Origin of the sequence: Amycolatopsis benzoatilytica AK 16/65, from assembly GCF_000383915.1 — a bacterium.
Taxonomy (GTDB): Bacteria; Actinomycetota; Actinomycetes; order Mycobacteriales; family Pseudonocardiaceae; genus Amycolatopsis; species Amycolatopsis benzoatilytica.
Window position 1 is genome coordinate 3,674,573 of sequence record NZ_KB912942.1, and the last position, 21,177, is coordinate 3,695,749.

Annotated in this window: 23 protein-coding genes; 11 read left to right on the plus strand and 12 right to left on the minus strand. The window is 70.5% G+C overall.

The annotated features are described in order from the left end of the window. Positions 1–61: 61 nt before the first annotated feature. Complete coding sequence (locus tag AMYBE_RS41830; protein ID WP_034287057.1) at positions 62–700, plus strand: TetR/AcrR family transcriptional regulator; 639 nt, start codon at positions 62–64, stop codon at positions 698–700. A 7-nt stretch (positions 701–707) separates the two neighbouring features. Here the strand turns inward: AMYBE_RS41830 and AMYBE_RS0116750 are convergent, their stop codons facing one another. From AMYBE_RS0116750 to AMYBE_RS0116760, 3 genes are read right to left on the minus strand one after another with little or no spacing between them, the layout of a single operon-like run. After that, entirely contained in the window at positions 708–2,318 is a 1,611-nt protein-coding gene (locus tag AMYBE_RS0116750; protein WP_020660540.1) for a class I adenylate-forming enzyme family protein, read from the minus strand. Next, positions 2,318–2,731, minus strand: a complete 414-nt coding sequence (locus AMYBE_RS0116755) for a hypothetical protein (RefSeq protein WP_020660541.1) — start codon at positions 2,729–2,731, stop codon at positions 2,318–2,320. The genes AMYBE_RS0116750 and AMYBE_RS0116755 overlap by 1 nt, the downstream gene beginning before the upstream one ends. Then, positions 2,728–3,636, minus strand: a complete 909-nt coding sequence (locus AMYBE_RS0116760) for an SDR family oxidoreductase (RefSeq protein ID WP_020660542.1) — start codon at positions 3,634–3,636, stop codon at positions 2,728–2,730. Before AMYBE_RS0116760 ends, AMYBE_RS0116755 begins: the two co-directional genes overlap by 4 nt. A 91-nt stretch (positions 3,637–3,727) precedes the next feature. Between AMYBE_RS0116760 and AMYBE_RS0116765 the strand changes: the two genes are divergently transcribed. Both AMYBE_RS0116765 and AMYBE_RS0116770 read left to right on the plus strand, forming a co-directional pair. Continuing rightward, positions 3,728–4,468 carry an enoyl-CoA hydratase family protein gene (locus AMYBE_RS0116765; RefSeq protein ID WP_020660543.1) on the plus strand — a complete coding sequence of 247 codons (741 nt, stop codon included), beginning with the start codon at positions 3,728–3,730 and terminating at the stop codon, positions 4,466–4,468. Between the two features lie 19 nt (positions 4,469–4,487). Continuing rightward, positions 4,488–5,534 (plus strand): NAD(P)H-dependent flavin oxidoreductase, encoded by a 1,047-nt coding sequence (locus AMYBE_RS0116770; RefSeq protein ID WP_027927730.1) that lies wholly within the window; start codon positions 4,488–4,490, stop codon positions 5,532–5,534. Positions 5,535–5,855: 321 nt separating this feature from the next. On the opposite strand, the gene AMYBE_RS0116775 is transcribed toward AMYBE_RS0116770, so the two are convergent. The 3 genes from AMYBE_RS0116775 to AMYBE_RS0116785 are packed head-to-tail and all read right to left on the minus strand — an operon-like array spanning position 5,856 to position 9,001. After that, entirely contained in the window at positions 5,856–7,007 is a 1,152-nt protein-coding gene (locus AMYBE_RS0116775; protein WP_027927731.1) for an acetyl-CoA C-acetyltransferase, read from the minus strand. Positions 7,008–7,025: 18 nt separating this feature from the next. Further along, positions 7,026–7,826 (minus strand): SDR family oxidoreductase, encoded by an 801-nt coding sequence (locus AMYBE_RS0116780; RefSeq protein ID WP_020660546.1) that lies wholly within the window; start codon positions 7,824–7,826, stop codon positions 7,026–7,028. Then, on the minus strand, positions 7,823–9,001 hold the full coding sequence (locus AMYBE_RS0116785) for an acyl-CoA dehydrogenase family protein (protein ID WP_020660547.1): 1,179 nt from the start codon (positions 8,999–9,001) through the stop codon (positions 7,823–7,825). Before AMYBE_RS0116785 ends, AMYBE_RS0116780 begins: the two co-directional genes overlap by 4 nt. Positions 9,002–9,097: 96 nt before the next feature. Between AMYBE_RS0116785 and AMYBE_RS0116790 the strand changes: the two genes are divergently transcribed. Genes AMYBE_RS0116790 through AMYBE_RS0116815 form a run of 6 tightly spaced genes read left to right on the plus strand, consistent with a single transcriptional unit; the run spans position 9,098 to position 14,778 of the window. Then, positions 9,098–9,970 (plus strand): enoyl-CoA hydratase, encoded by an 873-nt coding sequence (locus tag AMYBE_RS0116790; RefSeq protein ID WP_020660548.1) that lies wholly within the window; start codon positions 9,098–9,100, stop codon positions 9,968–9,970. After that, entirely contained in the window at positions 9,967–11,115 is a 1,149-nt protein-coding gene (locus AMYBE_RS0116795) for an acyl-CoA dehydrogenase family protein (protein WP_020660549.1), read from the plus strand. The genes AMYBE_RS0116790 and AMYBE_RS0116795 overlap by 4 nt, the downstream gene beginning before the upstream one ends. A gap of 2 nt (positions 11,116–11,117) precedes the next feature. Beyond that, positions 11,118–12,071: an acyl-CoA dehydrogenase family protein gene (locus tag AMYBE_RS0116800; protein ID WP_020660550.1), complete on the plus strand. Its 954-nt coding sequence runs from the start codon at positions 11,118–11,120 to the stop codon at positions 12,069–12,071. Beyond that, a complete protein-coding gene (locus tag AMYBE_RS0116805) occupies positions 12,071–13,147 on the plus strand; it encodes an acyl-CoA dehydrogenase family protein (RefSeq protein ID WP_020660551.1) in 1,077 nt (358 codons plus the stop codon). Before AMYBE_RS0116800 ends, AMYBE_RS0116805 begins: the two co-directional genes overlap by 1 nt. Beyond that, positions 13,148–14,020 carry a CoA transferase subunit A gene (locus AMYBE_RS0116810; protein WP_020660552.1) on the plus strand — a complete coding sequence of 291 codons (873 nt, stop codon included), beginning with the start codon at positions 13,148–13,150 and terminating at the stop codon, positions 14,018–14,020. Further along, the gene (locus tag AMYBE_RS0116815; protein WP_020660553.1) at positions 14,017–14,778 is read left to right on the plus strand and encodes a CoA-transferase subunit beta; all 762 of its coding nucleotides are present in this window, start codon (positions 14,017–14,019) and stop codon (positions 14,776–14,778) included. The genes AMYBE_RS0116810 and AMYBE_RS0116815 overlap by 4 nt, the downstream gene beginning before the upstream one ends. A 5-nt stretch (positions 14,779–14,783) precedes the next feature. On the opposite strand, the gene AMYBE_RS0116820 is transcribed toward AMYBE_RS0116815, so the two are convergent. Next, on the minus strand, positions 14,784–15,398 hold the full coding sequence (locus AMYBE_RS0116820) for a TetR/AcrR family transcriptional regulator (RefSeq protein WP_020660554.1): 615 nt from the start codon (positions 15,396–15,398) through the stop codon (positions 14,784–14,786). 91 nt (positions 15,399–15,489) lie between these two features. Between AMYBE_RS0116820 and AMYBE_RS0116825 the strand changes: the two genes are divergently transcribed. Further along, positions 15,490–17,031, plus strand: a complete 1,542-nt coding sequence (locus AMYBE_RS0116825) for an AMP-binding protein (RefSeq protein WP_020660555.1) — start codon at positions 15,490–15,492, stop codon at positions 17,029–17,031. Between the two features lie 88 nt (positions 17,032–17,119). On the opposite strand, the gene AMYBE_RS0116830 is transcribed toward AMYBE_RS0116825, so the two are convergent. Continuing rightward, positions 17,120–17,890, minus strand: coding sequence for an SDR family oxidoreductase (locus AMYBE_RS0116830; protein ID WP_020660556.1), 771 nt, complete (start codon positions 17,888–17,890; stop codon positions 17,120–17,122). Positions 17,891–17,958: 68 nt separating this feature from the next. Between AMYBE_RS0116830 and AMYBE_RS44915 the strand changes: the two genes are divergently transcribed. Then, positions 17,959–18,156 carry a hypothetical protein gene (locus AMYBE_RS44915; RefSeq protein WP_154676230.1) on the plus strand — a complete coding sequence of 66 codons (198 nt, stop codon included), beginning with the start codon at positions 17,959–17,961 and terminating at the stop codon, positions 18,154–18,156. Positions 18,157–18,204: 48 nt separating this feature from the next. Here the strand turns inward: AMYBE_RS44915 and AMYBE_RS0116835 are convergent, their stop codons facing one another. The 4 genes from AMYBE_RS0116835 to AMYBE_RS0116850 all read right to left on the minus strand — a co-directional run bounded on the left by AMYBE_RS0116835 (position 18,205) and on the right by AMYBE_RS0116850 (position 21,160). After that, on the minus strand, positions 18,205–19,443 hold the full coding sequence (locus AMYBE_RS0116835; protein WP_020660557.1) for an NADH:flavin oxidoreductase: 1,239 nt from the start codon (positions 19,441–19,443) through the stop codon (positions 18,205–18,207). A 90-nt stretch (positions 19,444–19,533) separates the two neighbouring features. Continuing rightward, complete coding sequence (locus tag AMYBE_RS46170) at positions 19,534–19,740, minus strand: hypothetical protein (protein WP_020660558.1); 207 nt, start codon at positions 19,738–19,740, stop codon at positions 19,534–19,536. Beyond that, entirely contained in the window at positions 19,737–20,360 is a 624-nt protein-coding gene (locus AMYBE_RS0116845) for a PaaI family thioesterase (RefSeq protein WP_245573209.1), read from the minus strand. Before AMYBE_RS0116845 ends, AMYBE_RS46170 begins: the two co-directional genes overlap by 4 nt. Before the next feature lie 26 nt (positions 20,361–20,386). Further along, positions 20,387–21,160 (minus strand): SDR family oxidoreductase, encoded by a 774-nt coding sequence (locus tag AMYBE_RS0116850; RefSeq protein WP_020660560.1) that lies wholly within the window; start codon positions 21,158–21,160, stop codon positions 20,387–20,389. Positions 21,161–21,177: the final 17 nt, after the last annotated feature.

Below are 21,177 nucleotides of genomic sequence, written 5' to 3' on the forward strand. Positions count from 1 at the left end.
CGTCCGCGGGCCGGGCAAAGTACCGTCCCCCGGCCGCGCGAAGTTGGCTACCGTGGGCGACATGGCTGACCAACGCCCGCTCGGCTTGCGCGAACGCAAGAAGCTCAACACGCGCAAGGCGCTGAGCGACGCCGCGGTCGCGCTGATGTACGAGCGCGGCCCGGACACCGTCGTCCGCGAAGACATCGCGGAGCGCGCCGGGGTATCGCTGCGCACCTTCAGCAACTACTTCGCGACGAAATACGACGCAGTCGCCTACCGGCACGGTCACCGGATCCGGCTGAGCGCCGACCTTCTCCGCGCCCGGCCGGCGGACGAGCCATTGTGGACGGCGCTCGCCGAAGCGCTGGCAGAACCGCTGCGCACGGATGCCGCGCCGTACGGGCAACCGCCGTCGGCGCAGCCCAGCACGGTGCGCGCGTGGAACGCGACCGCGGAGATGCGCACCGCGTTGGCTCGCGTGGACACCAGTGCCCTGGTAGCCGCGCTGACCGAGAGAATCGGTGCGACGCCGGGCGATCTCTACCCGCAGCTGATCGCGAACGTCGCGATCAGCGCGATGAACACGGTGCTCGACCGGTTCCTGGACGATTCGCTGGAGAAGCCGGTGCCAGCGACGCTGCGAGAGGTTTTCGACGCGATCGCACAGGGTTTGCCCGCAGGACGGGACAGCGCGGCGGGAGATCCGGCCGCGCGGTGAGGCGGCCCTACTCCCATCGCACCAATCGCCGGACCACCTTGCCGGTCGCGTTGCGCGGCAACGGGTCCCGGGTCAAGAACCACAGCGTCGGCACTTTGTACCGCGCCAACCGGCCCCCGAGGTACTCCCGCAACGCCTGAGCGTCCACGCCGGAACCCGGCCGTACCACCACGGTCGCCGCGACTGCCTGGCCGTAGTCCGCGTCGGGCAAGCCCGCCACCAGACACTCGACGACGTCCGGGTGCGTCAGCAGCTGTTCCTCCACCTCAGCGGGATAGATGTTCTCCGCCCCGCGCAGGATCAGGTCGCTTCGCCGGCTCAGCACCGTCAGCGCGCCGTCCTGGAATCGGCCCAGGTCGCCAGTCCGGAACCAGCCGTCGGCGGTGAACGCGGCGGCGGTCGCGGCGGGGTCGTTGTAGTAACCGAGCATCACTTGCGGGCCACGCAGGTGGATTTCGCCGTCGACGCCTTCCGGGACCGGACGGCCGCCCGGATCACGGATCTCCACTTCCATGTTCGGCACCGGGCGGCCAGCGGTGTCCGGGTCGGCGATGACGTCCGCTGGGGTCGCGAGAGTGGCGGCGGTAGTCGATTCGGTCAGGCCGTAGTTGGTGGTCAGCGAGGCGCCCGCGCCCGGGAGAGCCTTCCGGAGGCTGTCCTTCAGCTCAGCGGTCGACGGTGCGCTGCTCACCGACACGGTCTTGAGCGAGCTGAGGTCGTAGCCGTCCAGATCGGCTTCGACCAGACGCGACAGCATCGTCGGGACAGCGCCCCAGTTCGTGATTTGCTCCGTCTGCACCAGGTCGAGGACTCGCGCCAGGTCGAATTTGCCCAGGTGCAGCACGGCGGTATCGCCGACGGCCAGCCGGACCACGGCCAGGTTGTGCAGCGCGGCGATGTGGAACAACGGCGTCGCGAGCAGGAACCGGCGGTCGCGGTGCGGGAAACCCAGGCCGGCCGCGAGCGCGTCGTTGAACAGGTGGAACCAGACGGCGGCGATCAGATTGCGGTGCGAGTGAGTCGCGCCCTTCGGCCGGCCGCTGGTGCCGCTGGTGAACAGGACGACGGCCGGATCGTCCTCGTCGGCCCGGGCCGGGGTCAGGGCGGCGCCGCGGTGGCGATCGAGCAGGTCTTGGTACTCGGGGCTGCCGAATTCGAGCGTCTTCGCCTCCACCAGCGGCTTTCGGCCGGCATCGACCAGAGTCAGCTTCGGGCCGGTCAAGGCCAGGCCGTGCGAGATCTCCGGTGCCGCCCACATCGAGTTCATGCCGACCGCGATCGCCCCCAACGACACGGTCGCCCAGAAGGCGACTATCCACTCCGGGCAGTTCGCCGCGCACAGCGCGACCCGGTCCCCAGGCCCGACGCCGTATTCCTCCCGCAGCGCGGCGGCGAGTGCGGTGACCCGGTCGTAATGCTGGGCGAAAGTGAGCCGGCTGTCCGCGGTGACCAGGTACTCCCGGTCGCCAAACCTCCGGGACGCTTCCAGCAGCTCGGTCAGCGACCGGTGCCGCCGGGCGAAGACGTTCATCGGCCGGCCGCGCACGGGTTCCCGGCTGATCTCGAATTCCGCGCCCGCGGCGGTCAGCCGCGCGACAACGTCGTCCCGGCCGGTCATCAGCAGCCTCCCGCAGTGGCCGGAGCCGAACCTTCGCTCCGTCGAGGGCTGAGCCGCGGTCGGACCCGATCCGCGTCGCGCTGTCCGGAGAGCTTTCGAGCCGCGGAGTTTCGCTCGGGAAGACCGACGGGCTGGTCGAGGCGGCGTCCGCCGGCAGCCGGACGCAAGCGCGACCAGGTGACGACGCAGCAATCCCATTCGGCGACGACCTCGCAGACTGCCGCGGTGGTGACGTCGAAAGCGGTGCCGAGCGTCAGCGCGAACGACGGCGGCACCAACAGGCGCTCCTTGAACCCTACGTCGAGTTCGTCCGGCCGGGCACCGTCGGCGAGCGCGCAGGGGATCGGGTCCCGGCCGGCGTTGGCCACGGTGCGCTCGCCGAAGCCCTCGCTCTTCCCGTCCCCGGCGCTCACTGCGCTCCGTAGACCGGTTCGGGCGCGGGCGCTTCCTTCAGCAGCTCGCGGACCGCCGGGCCGACCTCTTCAGCGGCCCAACGCCGGTCGAGTTCGCGGGAAGGACCGTGGCTCCAGCCGTTTTCGACGCAGATCCGGCCGCCTTCGACCTCGATGACACGGCCGGTCACCTCCGCGGAGTCCTCGCTCGCCAGCCAGGCGACGATCGGCGACACGTTTCCCGGGTGCATGACGTCGAACCCGGTTTCCGGCGCGGCCATCCGGTCCGCGAACGGCCCTTCGGTCATCCGCGTGCGCGCGGACGGGGCGAGCGCGTTCACGGTGACGCCGTAGCGGCCGAGTTCGGCGGCCCCGACCAGCGTCAGTGCGGCGATGCCGGCCTTGGCGGCGCTGTAGCTGCCCTGTCCGACGCTGCCTTGCAGACCGGCCCCGGAACTGGTGTTGACGATCCGCGCGGCCCGGGTGCGCCCCGCCTTCGCCTCCGCGCGCCAATAGCCGCCGGCGTGGTGCATCAAGGCGAAGTGACCCTTGAGGTGGACCGCGACGACCGCGTCCCATTCCTGTTCGCTGGTGGTCACGATCATCCGGTCGCGCACGAACCCGGCGTTGTTGACCACGATGTCCAGCCCGCCGAACTCGTCGATCGCTTGCCGCACCAGCGCTTCGGCCGCGGCGAAGTCCGCGACGTCGGCGCCGTTGGCCACCGCCTCCCCGCCGAGCTCGCGGATCGCACCGACCACCTCGCCGGCCGGACCGCCGGACATCCCTTCGCCCGCGCCCGACGTGCCGAGGTCGTTCACCACGACCCGCGCGCCCTGGCGGGCGAGTTCCAGCGCGTGCTCCCGGCCCAGTCCGCGGCCGGCTCCGGTCACGATCGCGACCCGGCCTTCCAAGATCCCGCTCACCTTGCCTCCGTTCTGCTCCCGGTCCGGCGGAGGTTCCCCGGAAACCAAGCAAGTGTTAGGCTACCAAGCAATCGCTAGGTTAGGAACGCACGTGACGATTTCCACGCAGCTTCGCGACAACGGCACTTTCGTCGTCACCATGAACTACCCGCCGGTGAACGCCTTGCCGGTCGAGGGATGGTTCCGTCTCGCCGAAACGGTGCAGGCCGCCGGCTCGGACCCGGCGGTGCGAGTCGTCCTGCTCCGCGCCGAGGGCCGCGGCTTCAACGCCGGCGTCGACATCAAGGAAATGCAGCGCACCACCGGGTTCGACGCGCTGGTCGGCGCGAACCGCGGCTGTTTCCTTGCGTTCAAAGCCATTTACGAATGCGCCGTGCCGGTGATCGCCGCGGTGAACGGGTTCTGCCTGGGCGGCGGAGTCGGGCTGGTCGGCAACTGCGACACGATCGTCGCCGACGACGAGGCGTACTTCGGCGTCCCCGAGGTGGACCGCGGCGCGCTCGGCGCGGCCACCCACCTCGCCCGGCTGGTGCCGCAGCACCTGATGCGCACCCTGTACTTCACCAGCCGGACCATCTCGGCGAAAGACCTGGTCCAGCACGGTTCGGTACTGGAAACGGTGCCCCCGGCCAAGTTGCTGGACGCGGCGCTCGCGGTCGCCGCCGAGGTAGCGGCGAAGGACCCGCGGGTGATCCGGGCGGCGAAGGCCGCGCTGAACGGCATCGACCCGATCGACGTCAACCGCAGTTACCGGTACGAGCAGGGCTACACCTTCGAACTCAACCTCACCGGCGCGGCCGACGAGCACCGCGACGCGTTCGTCGGCGACTGACCCGAGGAGAACCTTGTCTCTGCGCACCCCGCTCACCGAACTGACCGGCGTCGCCCACCCGATCGTGCAGACCGGGATGGGCTGGGTGGCCGGCCCCCGGCTGGTGTCCGCGACCGCGAACGCCGGCGCACTCGGCATCCTCGCTTCGGCGACGATGACCTACGCCGAACTCGACGAGGCCATCCAGGAAGTCAAGCAGCGCACGGACAAACCGTTCGGCGTCAACCTGCGCGCGGACGCCGGCGACGCCGCCGAACGCGCCGATCTGCTGATCAAGCACGGGGTCGCAGTGGCGTCGTTCGCGCTGGCCCCGAAGAAGGACCTGATCGCCCGGTTGAAAGACCACGGGCTGGTGGTGATGCCGACCGTCGGCGCGGCGCGGCACGCGGAGAAGGTCGCGGCGTGGGGCGCGGATCTGGTGATGGTGCAAGGCGGAGAGGGCGGCGGGCACACCGGATCGGTCGCGACAACGCTGTTGCTGCCCTCGGTGCTGGACGCGGTGGACATACCGGTCGTCGCGGCCGGCGGGTTCTTCGACGGGCGCGGGCTGGCCGCGGCGCTCGCCTACGGCGCGGCGGGAATCGGGATGGGGACCCGGTTTCTGCTGACCAGCGACAGTGCCGTGCCGGACGCGGTCAAGCAGACTTACCTCGGGTTCGGACTGGACGGGACGGTCGTCACGACCAAAGCGGACGGGATGCCGCATCGGCTGCTGCGGACGCCGTTCATCGAAGGACTGGCGAGGGAAGGCGTCGCGGGGCGACTGGCTCGGACGGTCCGGCGGACGCTCGATTTCAAGAGGCTCAGCGGGCAGTCGTGGCCGGGCCTGGCGGCGGAGGGGGTGCGGATGAAGCGGGGCAGCGATCGGTCTTGGGGGCAGACGGTGCTGGCGGCCAATACGCCGATGCTGCTGAAGGCGGGATTGGTGGAAGGCGATACGTCGGCGGGGATGCTGGCCGCCGGCCAGGTGGTGGGGGCCATCGAAGATCTGCCCAGCTGTGAGGAATTGGTGCGGCGGGTTGTCGACGAAGCGGCGGAGCGGCTGCGGTTCTTGGCCGCGATGTAGTTCAGCCTCGCGCGCCGCGGCCCTGCCGACCGGGTTCGCGGAGGGCCCGTCACAGAACCCAAGTCCGTGAAAGGCCCCTTCACGGAACCCAAGTCCCTTAAGGGGTCCCTCACGGCACCCAAGTCCGTGAAGGGGCCCCTCACCGAACCAAAGTCCCTCAAGGGGTCCCTCACGGCACCCAAGTCCCTCAAGGGGCCCCTCACCGAACCCAAGTCCGTGAAAGGCCCCCTCACCGAACCCAAGTCCCTCAAGGAGCCCCTCACCGAACCCAACTCCCCCAAGGACCCCTTCACGGAATCGGCAAGCGTGCACGGACCTGCCTCACAGCCGCTCCAGGATCGTCACGTTCGCCTGTCCCCCGCCCTCGCACATCACCTGCAGCCCGTAGCGGCCGCCGGTTCGCTCGAGTTCGTGCAGGAGAGTCGTCATCAGCCGCACGCCGGTCGCGCCGATCGGGTGGCCCAGCGCGATGCCGCCGCCGTTCACGTTGACCTTTTCGTGCGGCACGCCGAGTTCCTTCATCCACGCCAGCACCACCGGCGCGAACGCCTCGTTGCACTCGAACAGGTCGATCTCTTCGACGGTCATCCTGGCCTTCTCCAGCGCCCGCCGGGTCGCCGGGATCGGCGCGGTGAGCATCCACACCGGGTCCGCGCCGCACACGCTCAGGTGGTGCACCCTTGCCCTCGGCGTCAGCCCGTGCGTGCGGACTGCCTGTTCCGACGCGATCAGCATCGCGCCGGCGCCGTCGCTGATCTGCGACGCCACCGCCGCGGTGATCGGGCTGCCCTCCTCCAGCGGCTTCAGCCCGGCCATCTTCTCCAGGCTCGTGTCCCGTCGGGGCCCCTCGTCCACCGACAACGAGCCGACCGGGGCGATCTCGCGAGCGAAGAACCCGGCGTCGATCGCGGCCAACGCGCGCTGGTGGCTCCGGAAGGCGAACTCCTCCAGCGATTCCCGCGACAGGCCCCAGTTCTCGGCGATCATCCGCGCCGAACGGAACTGCGACACCTCCTGACCGCCGTACCGCGCGCGCCAGCCGGGCGATTCCGCGAACGGCGTGCTGAATCCGAACTGCTGCCCGACGGTCATCGCGGCCGAGATCGGGATCGCGGACATGTTCTGCACTCCCCCGGCGACCACCAGGTCCGCGGTCCCGGACAGCACGCCCTGCGCGGCGAAATGCACGGCCTGCTGGCTCGACCCGCACTGCCGGTCGACGGTCACGCCCGGCACGTGGTCGGGGTAGCCGGCGACCAGCCACGCCGTCCGCGCGATGTCTCCGGCCTGCGAGCCGATGGTGTCGCAACAGCCGAACACGACGTCGTCGACCGCCCCCGGGTCGATGCCGGTCCGCTGGACGAGCGCGTTGATCGCGTGCGCGCCCAGGTCGGCCGAATGCACGCCGGCCAGCGCGCCGCCGCGCCGGCCGACCGGGGTGCGGACCGCGTCGACCACATATGCCTCAGGCACGGAATCCTCCTGCGAAAGTCACGGATGCTGGCTGCTCACCGAGACGACTTCTCCGGTGAGATAAGACGAATAAGCGCTGGCGAGGAACACCATCACGTTGGCGACCTCCCACGGCTCGGCGGCGCGGCCGAACGCTTCGCGGCCCTTCAACTCGGTGAGCAGCGAGGCGGTGGTCACCTTCTCCAGGAACGGATGCATCGCGAGACTCGGCGACACCGCGTTGACCCGGATCCCGGCCGGAGCCAGGTCCATCGCCGCTGAACGGGTCAGCGCCATCACGCCCGCCTTGGCAGCGGCGTAGTGCGCCTGGCCTTCCTGTGCCCGCCAGCCGATCACCGAAGCGTTGTTGACGATCACGCCTTTCGTGCCGCGCGCGATCATCCGCCGCGAGGCCGCGCGGATGCAGCGGAACGTGCCGGTCAGGGTCACGTCCAGTACCAGCGACCATTGCTCGTCGGTCATCTCGGTGATCGACGCGGTGCCGCCGAGACCGGCGTTGTTCACCATGACCTCGACCCCGCCGAACGGCTCGGCCGCGTCCAGCAATGCCGCGATCTGGTCTTCTTCGGTGACGTCGCAGGCCACTGACACGACTCGGGTCTCGCCGAACTCCTCGCGCAACGACGCAGCTGACGATGCCAGCCGTCGTTCGTGCGTATCGCCGATGACGACCGCCTTCGCACCCTCCTCCAGGCAGCGCCGGGCGGCCGCCGCACCGATGCCCGCGCCCGCCGCAGCGGTCACGACGACCACCCGATCGGCGAGCAGCCCGTGCCCCGGCACGTACTCGGGGGCGGGCTGTTCCGATTTGACGCTCACGGTCGCGGCTCCTTCGGCAGGCCGAGCACCCGCTCGGCGATGATGGTGCGCTGGATCTCGTCCGACCCGCCGTAGATCGTGTCGGCACGGCTGAAGAGGAAAAGCGTCTGCTGGGCGTCCAGGCGGTAAGGGCTGCCGACGGTCAGCGCGCTGGGCCCGCGCACCTGCATCGCCAGCTCGCCCAGCTCGCGGTGCCACCGCGCCCACAGCAGTTTGGAGACCGAGGCTTCCGGCCCCTGCGAGCCCGCCTCGTACGCGCTCAGCGTCCGCAACGCGTGCACCCGCAGCACTTCCAGGCCGACTTCCGCCTGGGCCAGCCGGTCCCGCAGCACCGGGTCGTCGTAGCGGCCGTTGGCTTTCGCGGTGGCGACAACGCCGGCCAGTTCCCGCGCGAACCCGACCTGCTGGCCGATCGTCGACACCCCGCGTTCGAAGCCGAGAGTGGCCATCGCGATCCGCCAGCCGTCCCCGGGGGCGCCCACGACCAGCGATTCCTCGGTGCGCGCACCGTCGAAGAAGACCTCGTTGAACTCGCTGGTGCCGGTCAGCTGCCGGATCGGCCGCACCTCGACGCCCGGCTGGTCCATCGGGATCAGCAGGTACGACAGACCGGCGTGCCGTCGCGAACCGGGTTCGGTGCGCACCACGGCGAAACACCATTGCGCGTGCTGGGCCAGCGACGTCCAGATCTTCTGCCCGTCGATCACCCACTCGCCTTCGCTCACCCGTCCGCGCGTGCGCACGCTGGCCAGGTCCGAGCCGGCCCCGGGTTCCGAGTAGCCCTGGCACCACAGCTCGGTGACACCCACGATCCCCGGCAGGAAGCGCTTCCGCTGCTCGTGCGTGCCGTGAGCGATCAGGGTCGGGCCGAGCAGTTCCTCGCCGAGGTGATTGACCCGCGCCGGAGCGTCCGCCCGCGCGTACTCCTCGTGGAAGATCACCTGCTGCAGCAGGCTCAGCCCGCGGCCGCCGTATTCGACCGGCCAGCCGAGGCAGGTCCAGCCGTGCGCGGCCAGGTGCTGGTTCCACGCCTGCCGCTCCTGCGGCGCCTCGTGCTCCCGGCCCGATCCGCCGAGCCCGCGCAGCGCGGCGAACTCGCCGGTGAGGTGGTCGCGCAGCCAAGCCCGCACCTCGGCGCGGAACTGCTCGTCCTCGGAGGTGCGACGAAGATCCACCCGTCCTCCTGGTTCGGCGATACCCGGCTCCGTCACGCTACCAAACCAAGCACTTGTTTGGTAGCATCGCCGCCGAACCGAGAGCGAGGAGGCACGGTGAGCGGAGACAGCACGGACGAACCGGTCGTGACGTACGAGGTGCGCGGTCCGGTCGCGGTCGTCACGCTGAACCGGCCGCACTACCGCAACGCCCAGAACTCGAAGATGACCTACGCGCTCGACGCGGCCTTCGCGCAGGCGGTCAACGACCCGGCGGTCAAGGCGATCGTGCTGGCGGGCAACGGGAAGCATTTCTGCGCCGGACACGACATCGGCACGCCGGGCCGGGACGTCGACCAGACCTTCGAGCGCAAAGCGGTCCTCTGGTGGGACCACACCGACCGGGCCGGCGTCGATGCGCGGTTCGCCCGCGAGTCCGAGGTCTACCTCGGGATGTGCCGGCGGTGGCGGGAGATCCCGAAGCCGATGATCGCGATGGTGCAGGGCGCGTGCATCGCGGGCGGGCTGATGCTGGCTTGGTCCTGCGATTTCATCGTCGCCTCGGACGACGCGTTCTTCTCCGACCCGGTGGTGCGGATGGGCATTCCGGGTGTCGAGTACTTCGCGCACCCGTGGGTGATGAACCCTCGGGCGGCCAGGGAATTCCTCTTCACCGGCGACCGGTTCGGCGCGGACCGCGCACACGCGCTCGGCATGGTCAACCACGTCGTACCGCGCGCCGAGCTCGAAGAGGCGACGTTCGCGATCGCCGGGCGGATCGCGCAGATGCCGCAGCTGGGCCTCGCGCTGACCAAGAAAGCCGTCAACCAGGCCGAGGACCTGATGGGCATGCGGTCCGGAATGGACTCGGTGTTCGGCCTGCACCACGCCGCGCACGCGCACAACGCCGAGCTGGACGCCGATTCGCTGGCCGGTCTGGACGCGCGATCGATGGCGAAGGCCAACAAAGAAGCCGCGGGCGAGTCGTGATCCCGGAGTTCACCGCCGAGGAGGACGCGTTCCGCGCGGAGGCGCGGGCCTGGCTGAAAGAGCACCGCCCTGGCCCCCTGCCGTCGATGGACACCGCGGACGGCGCCCGCGCGCACCGCGAGTGGGAAGCGGAACTCGCCGAGGGCCGGTGGTCCGTGGTGACCTGGCCGGTCGAATACGGCGGGCGCGACGCCTCGCTGACCGAGTGGGTGCTGTTCGAGGAGGAGTACTACCTCAGCGGCGCGCCGACCCGGATCGCGCAGAACGGCATTTCGCTGCTGGCCCCGATCATCTTCGAGCACGGCACCGACGACCAGCGCCGCCGCCATCTGCCGCCGACCGCGAACGGCACCCGGATCTGGGCGCAAGCCTGGTCCGAACCGGAGGCGGGCAGCGATCTCGCCGGCATCCGCAGCACCGCGGCGCGCGACGACGAGCGCGGCGGCTGGGTCCTCAACGGACAGAAGATCTGGAGTTCCCGCGCGCCGTTCGCGGACTGGGGTTTCGGGTTGTTCCGATCCGACCCGGAGGCGGAACGGCATCGCGGGCTGACCTACTTCCTGTTCCCGCTCGGTTCCGACGGCGTCACCGTCCGGCCGATCGCCCAGCTGGACGGCGACTGCGGCTTCGCCGAAATCTTCTTCGACGACGTCTTCGTCCCGGACCAGGACGTGCTCGGCGGCGTGGGCGACGGCTGGCGCGTCGCGATGAGCACGGCCGGAAACGAACGCGGCCTGTCGCTGCGCTCGCCGGGCCGGTTCCTCGCCGCGGCCGACCGGCTGCTCGGCCTCTGGGCGGAGCGTGGCGCCGAGGCGCCGCAGCTGCGGGACCGGGTGGCCGACGCGTGGATCAAGGCCGAGGCCTACCGGCTCTACACCTGGGACACCGTCGAGCACGTGCGCAACGGCGGCGACGTCGGCGCGGCGGGCAGCGTGAACAAGCTGTTCTGGACCGGGCTCGACCTCGGCATCCAGGAGACCGCGCTCGACCTGCTCGGCGCCGGGCAAGAGCTGGCCGGACGCTGGAGCGACGATTACCTGTTCGCTCTCGGCGGCCCGATCTACGCCGGCACCAACGAAATCCAGCGCAACATCGTCGCGGAACGGCTGCTCGGCCTCCCGCGCGGCGAACGCGGGAAGGGCTGAGCATGAAGTTCCGGCTGTCCGCCGAACAGCGAGCGTTCGCCGAGGCGCTGGACGCGCTGCTCGGCTCGGCAGGCGTGCCCGGCGTGAACCGGTCCTGGGCGGCCGGGCGGTCCGAACCCGGGCTGCTGCTGTGGAAGCAGCTCGCCGAACTCGGCGTCACCGCGCTCGGCGTGCCCGAGGAGCACGGCGGCGTCGGCGGGTCCCCGGTCGATCTGATCGTGGCGTTCGAGCGGCTCGGCTACCACGGGGTGCCCGGCCCGGTCATCGAGTCGATCGCGGCCGCTCCCGCGCTGGTGTCCGACCCCGCGCTGCTGGCGTCGCTTGCGTCCGGGGACGCGGTAGTCACCTTCGCGGCCGCGCCAGCCGCACCGTACGCGCTGGACGCCGATGTCGCGACGGACGTCTTCGTGGTCGGAGATTCCTTGTCCCGGGCGGAAATCGGCCGCAAGCTGACGTCGGTCGATCCCTCGCGGCATCTGTTCGAGGTGACCGCCGGCCCGGCTGGGCAACCGCTCTCGCCCGCAGCGCGAGACCGCGCACTCGACCTCGCCAGCCTGGCCTGCGCCGCGGTGCTGCTCGGCTGCGGCGAGCGGATGCTGGCCGACACGGTGGCGTATTTGGGGCAGCGCAAGCAGTTCGGCCGGGTGATCGGCGAGTACCAGGCGCTCAAGCACGCCGCCGCGGACGTCCGGGTCGCGCTCGATTTCGCGCGGCCGCTCCTGCTCGGCGCCGCGCGCGAACCGAGCCCGCGCGCCGTCTCGGCGGCGAAGGTCTCCGCGTCCGATGCCGCCCAGCTCGCCGCCCGCACCGGCCTGCAGCTGCACGGCGCGATCGGCTACACGCTCGAATGCGACCTGAGCCAGTGGCTGTTGCGAGTCCGCGCGCTCGTGGGCTGCTGGGGCACCCCGGCCGTGCACCGGGCGCGGGTGCTGGAGAGCCTGATGAGGGACCGCTGATGCACTTCGCGTTGTCCGACGAGCAGCGAGAACTCGCAGCCGCCGTCCGCGGCCTAGTCAAGCGTCGTGCCGCGGTCCTGGGCCTGCGCGGCGCGATCGACTCCCCCGCCGGGTACGACACCGAGCTGTGGACCGCGTTGTGCGAACAGATCGGCGTCGCCGCCCTGTCGATACCCGAGGAGTACGGCGGAGCCGGGTTCAGCCTGTTCGAAACGCAAGTCGTGCTGGAGGCGCTTGGCGAGAGCCTGACCCCGACGCCGCTGCTCGGGTCAGGAGTCCTTGCCGCTCAAGCGTTGCTGGCCGCTGACGCGCCGGAGCTGCTGCCGGGGATCGCGGCTGGCGAGGTCGTGGCGCTGGCTTGGGCGGACCGGTCTGGCCGGCACCGCACAGACGGGTCCGAGGTCGTTGCGTCGCAGGCGGACGGCTGGGTGCTCGACGGCGCCGCGACCCTGATCCTGGACGGTGCGCAAGCGGCGCACCTCCTCGTGATCGCGATGCTCGACGGCAGTCCCGCGTTGTTCCAAACCGAGACCATCGCCGAAACGACACCCGCGCTGGACCCGACGCTCCGGTTCGCGCGGGCAGAGTTCCGCGCCACTCCCGCCCGGCTTCTCGCCGCCGACTTCGGCCCGGCGTTGCCCCGGCTGCACGCCATCGCCGCCATCGCCTGCACCGCGCTGCAAGTCGGCGGCGCGCAGTCGTGTTTGGACCGAACGGTCGCGCACCTCAAAGAACGCGAGCAGTTCGGCCGTCCGCTCGGTTCGTTCCAGGCGTTGAAGCACCGGGTCGCCGACCTGCTCGTCCAGGTCGAAACCGCTCGCTCGATCTCCTGGGCGGCCGGGTTCGCGGCGAGCAACGGCGACGATCCCGCCCGGCAAGCCGCGTACGCGAAGTCCTGGTGCGGCGACGCGTTCACCGCGGTCGCCGCCGAAACGGTCCAGCTGCACGGCGGGATCGCGATCACCTGGGAGCACGACGTCCAGCTGTACTTCAAACGAGCACACGCGCTGGCCCAGCTCTTCGGCGACGCGCGGGAGCACCGGGCCCGGCTGGCCACCGAATCGCGGGAGGAATGAATGGGCGGCAAGTCCATGGAGTTGGCAGAGGTCACCGAGCACGTCCGGTCCGGGATGACCGTCGGCGTCGGCGGCTGGGGTTCGCGGCGCAAGCCGATGGCGATGGTGCGCGAGCTGCTGCGCAGCGACGTCGAAGACCTCACGCTGGTCACCTTCGGCGGGCCAGAGGTCGGGCTGCTGTGCGCGGCGGGCAAGGTGCGCCGGGTGATCTACGGGTTCGTCTCGCTGGACACCATCCCGCTCGACCCGCACTTCCGCGCCGCCCGGGAGAACGGGCGGATCGAAGCGACCGAATACGACGAGGGCATGTTCGTGGCCGCACTGCGCGCGGGTGCGAACCGGCTGTCCTTCCTGCCCACCCGGGCCGGGCTGGAGAGCGACGTGATGCTGATGAACCCGCAGCTGCGCACGGTCGCCTCTCCCTACGACGACGAGGTGTACGTCGCGGTCCCCGCGGTGCGGCCGGACATCTCGCTGATCCACCTCAACCGCAGCGACGAACTCGGCAACGGCCAGTTCCTCGGCCCGGACCCGTACTTCGACGACCTGTTCGCGATGGCCTCGGACAAGACGCTGCTGAGCGTCGAGAAGGTGGTGCCGACCGCGGAGCTGACCGCCACCGAACGATCGACCTCATTGCTGGTCAGCCGCATGTTCGTGAACGGGGTGATCGAGGCCCCGCACGGCGCGCACTTCACCTCGTGCGAGCCGGACTACGGCCGCGACGAGGCGTTCCAGCGGCATTACGCGCAGTCCGCGCAGGACGAGCAGTCGTGGCAGCAGTTCCGCGACACTTTCCTGACCGGCGACGAAGGCAGCTACCACGAAGCGGTCCGCGCCTTCCGCCGCGCGACCGAGAAGGAGTCCGCATGAGCGCCCCCGCAACCCGCGCCGAGGTCTGCATCGCCGCGTGCTCCGACGCGTGGCGCGGCTCCGGCGAGGTGCTGGCCCACGCGGTCGGCGCCGTCCCGTCGATCAGTGCCCGGCTGGCGCGGCTCACCCATTCGCCCGAACTGGTGCTGTCGGACGGCGAATGCCATTTCATGGCCGACCCGCCGCCGCTGGGCAAGACCGCCGCGGCGGGCGGCACGGTCGAGTCGTGGGCTCCGTTCTCGCGGATCTTCGACATCCTCAACACCGGAAGACGGCACTCGATGATGGGCGCGAGCCAGATCGACCGGTTCGGCAATCAGAACATCTCGCTGATCGGCGACTGGCGAAAGCCGAAGCGGCAGCTGATCGGGATGCGCGGCGCGCCGGGGAACACCGTCAACCACCGCACCGACTACTGGGTGAGCAAGCATTCGAGCCGGGTGTTCGTGGACAAGGTCGACGTGGTGTCCGGCGTCGGCTACGACCGGGCCCGCGCGCACGCGTCGAGCTCGCTGCGGTTTCACGACCTCGGCGTGGTGGTGACCGACCTGGCGGTGCTGGACTACGCCGAGGACGGCCGGTTGAAGGTGCGTTCGCTGCACCCCGGCGTGAGCGAGGACGACGTCCGGGAGAACACCGGCTTCGACCTCGACTTCAGCGCGGCGGTCGAGTCCCGGCTGCCGGACGAGCGCGAGCTGGAGCTGATCCGCACTGTGCTGGACCCGAAGAACGCCCGCGACCGGGAGGTGCGTTCCTGAACCGGTCAGCCGGCGAGCAAGCCGCCGTACAGCATCGAAAGGTACTGCTGCGCCACCACGTCGTGGCGCAGCTTGCCGCGCGGGTTGTACCAGCGCACCGAGGACCAGACGGTGTCGCGGATGAACCGGTAGACCAGGCTCGTCTCCAGGTCGCCGCGGAACTCGCCGGTCTCCCGGCCGGACTGCAGCACGCCGAGCCACAGCTTCTCGATCTTCAGCGACGTCTTCCCGACGAACTCGAAGTCCGCGAGGCTGCCCACGACAGCCGATTCGTTCTGGTACAGCGCCACCGCGAATGGCCGCTCGTGAATGGTCGCGAACGAGGTGTGCACCAGCGCGTCGAACCGCTCGCGCGGCGTGCCGTCCGTGGCCGCGATCGCGGCGAACGCGGCCAGCAGGTCGTCCATGAACTCCTTGAGGATCTCCCGCAGCATGTCCTCTTTGGACGCGAAATGGTGGTACAGGCTGCCGGACAGAATGCCCGCCTCGTCGGCGATGTCGCGGACGGTGGTCTGCGAGTAGCCCCGGGTCGCGAACAGCTGCGCGGCGATGCCGAGCAGCTCGCCCCGCCGGGTGCCGCCGTGCTTCGCCGTTGTCGCCCGGCCCGTTCGCGGAGTCATCGCATGGATCCCTTCCTGCCCGCTGCTTTCCCCTATTCTACCGAACAAGCACTTGTTCAGTAAGGAGGCTCGCGTGTCCGCACCTCGAACGATGCCCGCGCTGCTGGACGAAGCCGCGCGCCGGTTCGGCTCGGCTCCCGCGGTGGTCGACGGTACTACCCGACTGAGCTGGACCGAGCTGCGGGACCAGGCACGCACAGTCGCCCGTGCGCTGTCCGCGACCGGCGTGCGCCCAGGGGACCGGGTCGCGGTGTGGGCGCCGAACCGGGTCGAGTTCATTCTCTCTTTTCTGGGCGCACAGTGCCTCGGCGCGGCGCTGGTGCCGATCAACACCCGGTACCGCGGCGAGGAGGCCCGGGTGGTGCTTGCCCGGTCCGGCGCTTCGGTACTGGTGCTGTGCAACGGGTTTCTCGGCAGCGACTACCTCGGAATGCTCACCGCGGCCGCCGCCCGAACCGGCGGTCCCGGCGCGGTGCCCGGACTCCCCCGGCTGCACACTGTGGTCGACATCGGCGAGGACGGCGTCGCGACGCCGTGGCAGGAATTCCTCGCTGGCGCCGGCGAGGTTTCCGACGCGGAGGCAGCCGTGGCCCCGGACACCGTCGCCGACATTCTGTACACCTCCGGCACCACCGGCGTCCCCAAGGGCGTGATGAGCACGCACCGGCAGACTATCGGCGTGGCGGAGGTGTGGGCGAAGGGCGCGTCGCTGAGCCCGGCCGACCGGTACGCGATCGTCAACCCGTTCTTCCACTCCTTCGGCTACAAGGCCGGCGTGGTCGCCGCCCTGACCGCGGGCACGACGATCTACCCGGTGATCACTTTCGACCCGGTCGACCTGATGGACCTGATCCAGCGGGAACGCATCACCGTCCTGCCCGGCGCGCCGACGATCTTCACCACGTTGATCAACCATCCGCGACGCACCGAATTCGACCTGTCCTCGCTGCGCTTCGCGATCGCCGGTGCGGCTTCGGTGCCGGAGAACCTGTTCGCCGACATGCTGAACGTCCTCGGCTTCGAGCAGGTCGCCCAGGCGTATGGACTCACCGAATGCGTTGTCGCCACCCAGTCCCGTCCGCACGAGGACCCCGCGCACGTCGCGCACACCACCGGCCCCGCCGTGCCCGGCTTGGAAATCCGGACCGTCGACGGCGAGGGCAAGGACGTGCCGACGGACGCCGACGGCGAGATCCTCATCCGGGGCGAGTTCGTGATGCTCGGGTACTTCGACGACCCCGAGGCGACCTCGGTGGCGATCGACGCCGGCGGCTGGCTGCACACCGGCGACGTCGGGCAGTTGGACGAGCACGGCTGCGTCAAGATCACCGGACGGCTCAAGGACATGTTCACCGTGGGCGGCTTCAACGTGTACCCGGCCGAGGTGGAAAACGTGCTGAGCACGCACCCGGACGTCGTGGAGGCCGCGGTGATCGGCGTGGACGACGAACGGATGGGCTCGGTCGGCCGCGCCTACGTGACGCTGCGGGAGGGGGTCGAGCTGGATTCCCCCGCGCTGCACGACTATTGCCGGGAGCGGCTGGCGAACTTCAAGGTGCCGCGGGAGTTCGTGGCCATCGCCGAACTGCCGCGCAACGCCGCCGGGAAGATCGTGAAGCGGGAGCTCGGCTGACCTCGTGAGCGGCTTCAGGCGAGCCGCTCCAGCGCCATCGCCATCCCCTGCCTGCCCAGTCACGGCGATGAGCAGGGCAAAGTCCCCCTCAGGCGTTCGGAGTGTGCTGGAGGAAGGCGGGCCATTCGCCGCCTCCGTCCACATTGAGCACCGCTCCGCTGACGTGGCTCGCGAGCGGCGACGCGAGCAGCAGACAGGCTTGGCCGACCTCGGCCGGCGAAGCGAACTGTCCACGCGGGATGGTCCGGGCGACCGCGTCCCGCTGCGCCGGATCGCCGTAGTGGTCCTCCGAACCCGGCGTCGCGACCAACCCGCAGCTGACCGCGTTGACCCGGACTTCCGGCGCCCACTCCACCGCCAGACTGGTGGTGAGACTTTCCAGCGCCGCCTTGGCCGCTCCGTACACCGCGGTCCCCGGACTGGGCCGCCGCGCCGAGATCGACGTGACGTTCACCGCCGATGCCCCGGGCGTCTCGCGCAGAATCGGATACGCGGAGTGAAGCACGTACGCCGCGGCCAGGAAGTTGAGGTCGTTGATCTTGCGATGAAACCGCGGCGAGGCCTCGGCGAACGGCGCGAACGGCGCGCCGCCGGCGTTGTTGACCACCACGTCCAGCCGCCCGTGCCGCTCGCCGATCGCCTCCAGCCACTGCTGGACCTGCTCCGGCTCCCGGACGTCGACCTGCGTGAACCGCGCCGCGCGACCGTCCGCCTCGCGCAGTTTCCCGGGCTCCGTGCGTCCGCAGATCTCAACCTTGGCCCCCGCTTCGAGGAACGTCGCCACGATGCCGTCGCCGACTCCGCGCGCTCCGCCGGTGACGAGGACGACGCGACCGGACAGGTCGAAGCTGACGGGCATGCTGCTCCTTCTCGCCGGGAGCGCTTAGCTTACCAAACAAATGCTAGGTTGATTCCGAGGAGTTTTCCATGCCACAGGAAGCAATCCGCCGAGTCAGCGTCGCCACCCGGGGCGCGCTGGGGATGGGCGGGGAGGCCAGCCGCCGCGTGGAGGCGCGCGGGGACCCGGTGGTGCCGAACGACATCGACCCCCGCCGCCGTTTCGGCTCGCCCGCTGCCGAGGACAGCCGACGGCGTGTGCGAACCCACCCGCAACGGGCCTCGTGAGTGCTGATTCCGGCGAGAACCGGGGATCAACACTCACCACGCCCAAGCTCAGCCCACGTACCCCGCGGGCTGGCCCCAATCCGCGCTCCTGGTGGTAGCGCGGTCCACCAGCACACACCGAGTCCCGGTGAAGTTCGTCGGCATGCATTTGTTGCAGTGGATGCACAGCGACGGCGTCCCCGGCTCGGCCGCGATCCGGTTCACCAGGTCCGGCTCGCGCAGCAGCGCCCGGCCCATCGCGACGTACTGGAAGCCTTCCCGCATCGCCAGGTCCATCGAAGCGCGATCGGTGATCCCGCCGAGCAGCACCATCGGCAGGTTCACCGCGGCCCGGATCTGCCGCGCGTCTTCGAGCAGGAACGCGTCCCGGTAAGGGTATTCGCGAATGAACCGCTTTCCCATCGCCTGCACGCCCAGCCTCAGCGGCTGCGGCATCACCGCCGCGAACTCGCGCACTGGCGCGTCGCCCTTGAACAGGTACATCGGGTTCAGCAAGGACGAGCCGGCGGTCATCTCGAGCGCGTCGCAGGTGCCGTCGGCTTCGAGCCACTGGGTCACCGGGATCGCCTCGTCGAGCCAGAAGCCGCCGGGTACGCCGTCGTCCATGTTCATTTTCACGATCACCGCGATCCGGTCGCCGACCGCGGCACGCACCGCGCGCATCGTGTCGCGCGCGAGCCGGGCGCGGTTCTCCGGCGAGCCGCCGTAGTGATCGTCGCGGTGGTTGAGTTTCGGGCTCAGGAACGAGCTGATCAGGTAGTTATGTCCTAAGTGGACCTCGATCGCGTCGAACCCGCATTCGACGGCGCGCACCGCCGCGGCGGCATGGGCGCGTATGACGCGTTCGATGCCGGCGTGATCGATTTCCCGGGCGAAGCCGAGCGTCGCCTTGTGGAAATACCGGCTCGGCGCGAGCGCGGGCAGCCCGTTGCCCTTCGGGTTCGCGACCGGCCCGCCGTGCCCGATCTGCGCCGAGATCGCCGCGCCCTCGGCGTGCACCGCGTCGGTGAGCGCGCGCAGCCCGGGCAGGGCTTCGTCGGACCAGTAGATCTGATGCCGGTCGGTGCGGCCTTCCTTGGCCACCGCGCAATAGGCGACCGTCGTCATCCCGACGCCGCCCTTCGCGTAGCCGACGTGGAAATCGACCAGATCCTGGGTGACCCGGCCGTGATGACTGAGTCCCTCGTAGGTCGCCGCCTTGACAACACGGTTGCGCAACTGCACCGGCCCGAGCCGGGCGGGGGCCAGCGGGTCGGGCGGGTTCTCGGACCGGCTCGTGGAAGTCACCTTGTCACGGTAGGAAGCGGAGGGGCCGGGCCGCTCCGGCGATCTCGGTGACCGGGAAACCGGGCCGGGTGTCGCGAGCGCCGATGACAGTCAGAGCCGCGACCAGCACTCACGACCTGCCCACGGAGCCGCCTCCTCGAGCCGCGCCGCCAGCGACGACAGCAGCCCCGCGGCGGCGGTGCGCGGCAGCGAGCGCAAGGCTTGTTCAGCCGCCCCCGCCAACGCCAGCGCGATTCCGTGGCCGACGCTCTGTCCGGCGCCAGTCACCAATGCCACCCGGCCCGCGGGCGTGTTCATCGGCCTCCTTCGTCCTGCGCAACCGGTCGCGCCGCGCGTTTGGCGACGAAAATCCCGGCTGCGGACACGCAAACCTGACCGCCGGCGAGGATTTCGCCGGTCGTGTGGATTCGACGGCCCTCGCTGGACTGCTGCCGCGCGCGCACCGTCAGCTCCTCGAACAGCGGGGTCGTCCGGTGGTAGCGGACGCTGAGGGTGCCGGTCATCCCGTCCGGCCCGGGGCCCCAGCTGTTGGCCACGCCGAGCGCGTGATCCAGCAACAGCGCGGAAATCCCGCCGTGCACGCAGCCTGGCGGTCCCTGATACGGCAGGCCGAGCGTCACCGTGCCGGTCACCGAGCCGTCCGCCAGGCCGTGCAGGCGCAGCGGCGGCGCGAGTGCGTTTTCCGGACCGGTCACCGGGTCATGCCGCGGCCTCCGGCCCCACATCGCGGCGAATCGTTCCTGCCGGTCCGGAGCGTGCGCTTCGAGCTGGCTGGCGATCCGGTCGAGGTCGCGAGCGATGGCCGTCATCGGCGCGGCGCTGTCCGCACCCGCGTGCAGAAGCGCGTTGACCACCCGGCGGGCCGCCGTGACGGCAGCGTCGATGCCGTCTTCGTCCGGGACGGGCGACAGCGGCACGCCCGGAAGTCCGGCGCAGGTCGTCATCAGTAGTGCGCCGCCGGGCGGAGGGTCGCCTCGGCGCCGCCGTCGACGTAGACGACCTGGCCGGTGATGTGCGTCGTCTCGGCGTCGGCGAAATAGGCCAGGACCCGCGCGACGTCTTCGGCGGCCGCGTAGCCGTGCAGCGGCATCGGGACGGCCTTGTCCATCACGGCTTTCATTCTCGGGTCGGCGAAGAGTCCGGCTGTCATCGGCGTCAAGACCACGGCGGGAGCGACCACGTTGACCGCGATTCCCGCGTCGGCCCAGCCCTCGGCAACGGACGTTCGGCGCGCCCATTGCGCGATCGCGGACTTCGAGGACGGGTAAAGCTGGTGCGCCCGGTTGTCCGCGATCGCCTCGCGGGCGGCGGCCAGCGCGGCTTGCTCGTCGCCGCGCAGGCAAGCGTCGACCACCGCGGCATCGGCGGGCTGAGTGCCGGAGATCGAGCCGACCAGCACGACGCGCGGCGCCTGGGACTTCGCGAGCAGCGGCTGCAGGGCTTCGACGAGAACGGTGCTGCCGAAGTAGTTCACCGCGATCATCGCTTCGCCCGGGTTCGCCGTCCCGGCGCAGGTGATCACCGCGTCGAGGTGCCCGGCGCGCTTGCCGATCTCCTCCGCGGCGGCGGTCCGGCCTTGCGGGGTCGAGAGGTCCGCGTCGAGATCGCTGCCCGCCAGGTCGACGCCGAGGACCTGGTCGCCGCGCTCGGCGAGGAGGCCGCTGAGCGCCGCCCCGATCCCCGAACTCGCTCCGGTTACTACGACGGTGCGCGGCATGCGGGCCTCCTGAGGCG

What these genes read in the sequence shown, in the direction of transcription:
- AMYBE_RS0116810 (WP_020660552.1), top strand. Translation starts at nt 13,148, where the DNA reads ATGGGCGGCAAGTCCATGGAGTTGGCAGAGGTCACCGAGCACGTCCGG.
- AMYBE_RS0116825 (WP_020660555.1), top strand. Translation starts at nt 15,490, where the DNA reads ATGCCCGCGCTGCTGGACGAAGCCGCGCGCCGGTTCGGCTCGGCTCCC.
- AMYBE_RS0116830 (WP_020660556.1), bottom strand. Translation starts at nt 17,890, where the DNA reads ATGCCCGTCAGCTTCGACCTGTCCGGTCGCGTCGTCCTCGTCACCGGC.
- AMYBE_RS0116850 (WP_020660560.1), bottom strand. Translation starts at nt 21,160, where the DNA reads ATGCCGCGCACCGTCGTAGTAACCGGAGCGAGTTCGGGGATCGGGGCG.
- AMYBE_RS46170 (WP_020660558.1), bottom strand. Translation starts at nt 19,740, where the DNA reads ATGAACACGCCCGCGGGCCGGGTGGCATTGGTGACTGGCGCCGGACAG.
- AMYBE_RS0116800 (WP_020660550.1), top strand. Translation starts at nt 11,118, where the DNA reads ATGAAGTTCCGGCTGTCCGCCGAACAGCGAGCGTTCGCCGAGGCGCTG.
- AMYBE_RS0116815 (WP_020660553.1), top strand. Translation starts at nt 14,017, where the DNA reads ATGAGCGCCCCCGCAACCCGCGCCGAGGTCTGCATCGCCGCGTGCTCC.
- AMYBE_RS0116820 (WP_020660554.1), bottom strand. Translation starts at nt 15,398, where the DNA reads ATGACTCCGCGAACGGGCCGGGCGACAACGGCGAAGCACGGCGGCACC.
- AMYBE_RS41830 (WP_034287057.1), top strand. Translation starts at nt 62, where the DNA reads ATGGCTGACCAACGCCCGCTCGGCTTGCGCGAACGCAAGAAGCTCAAC.
- AMYBE_RS44915 (WP_154676230.1), top strand. Translation starts at nt 17,959, where the DNA reads ATGCCACAGGAAGCAATCCGCCGAGTCAGCGTCGCCACCCGGGGCGCG.
- AMYBE_RS0116750 (WP_020660540.1), bottom strand. Translation starts at nt 2,318, where the DNA reads ATGACCGGCCGGGACGACGTTGTCGCGCGGCTGACCGCCGCGGGCGCG.
- AMYBE_RS0116805 (WP_020660551.1), top strand. Translation starts at nt 12,071, where the DNA reads ATGCACTTCGCGTTGTCCGACGAGCAGCGAGAACTCGCAGCCGCCGTC.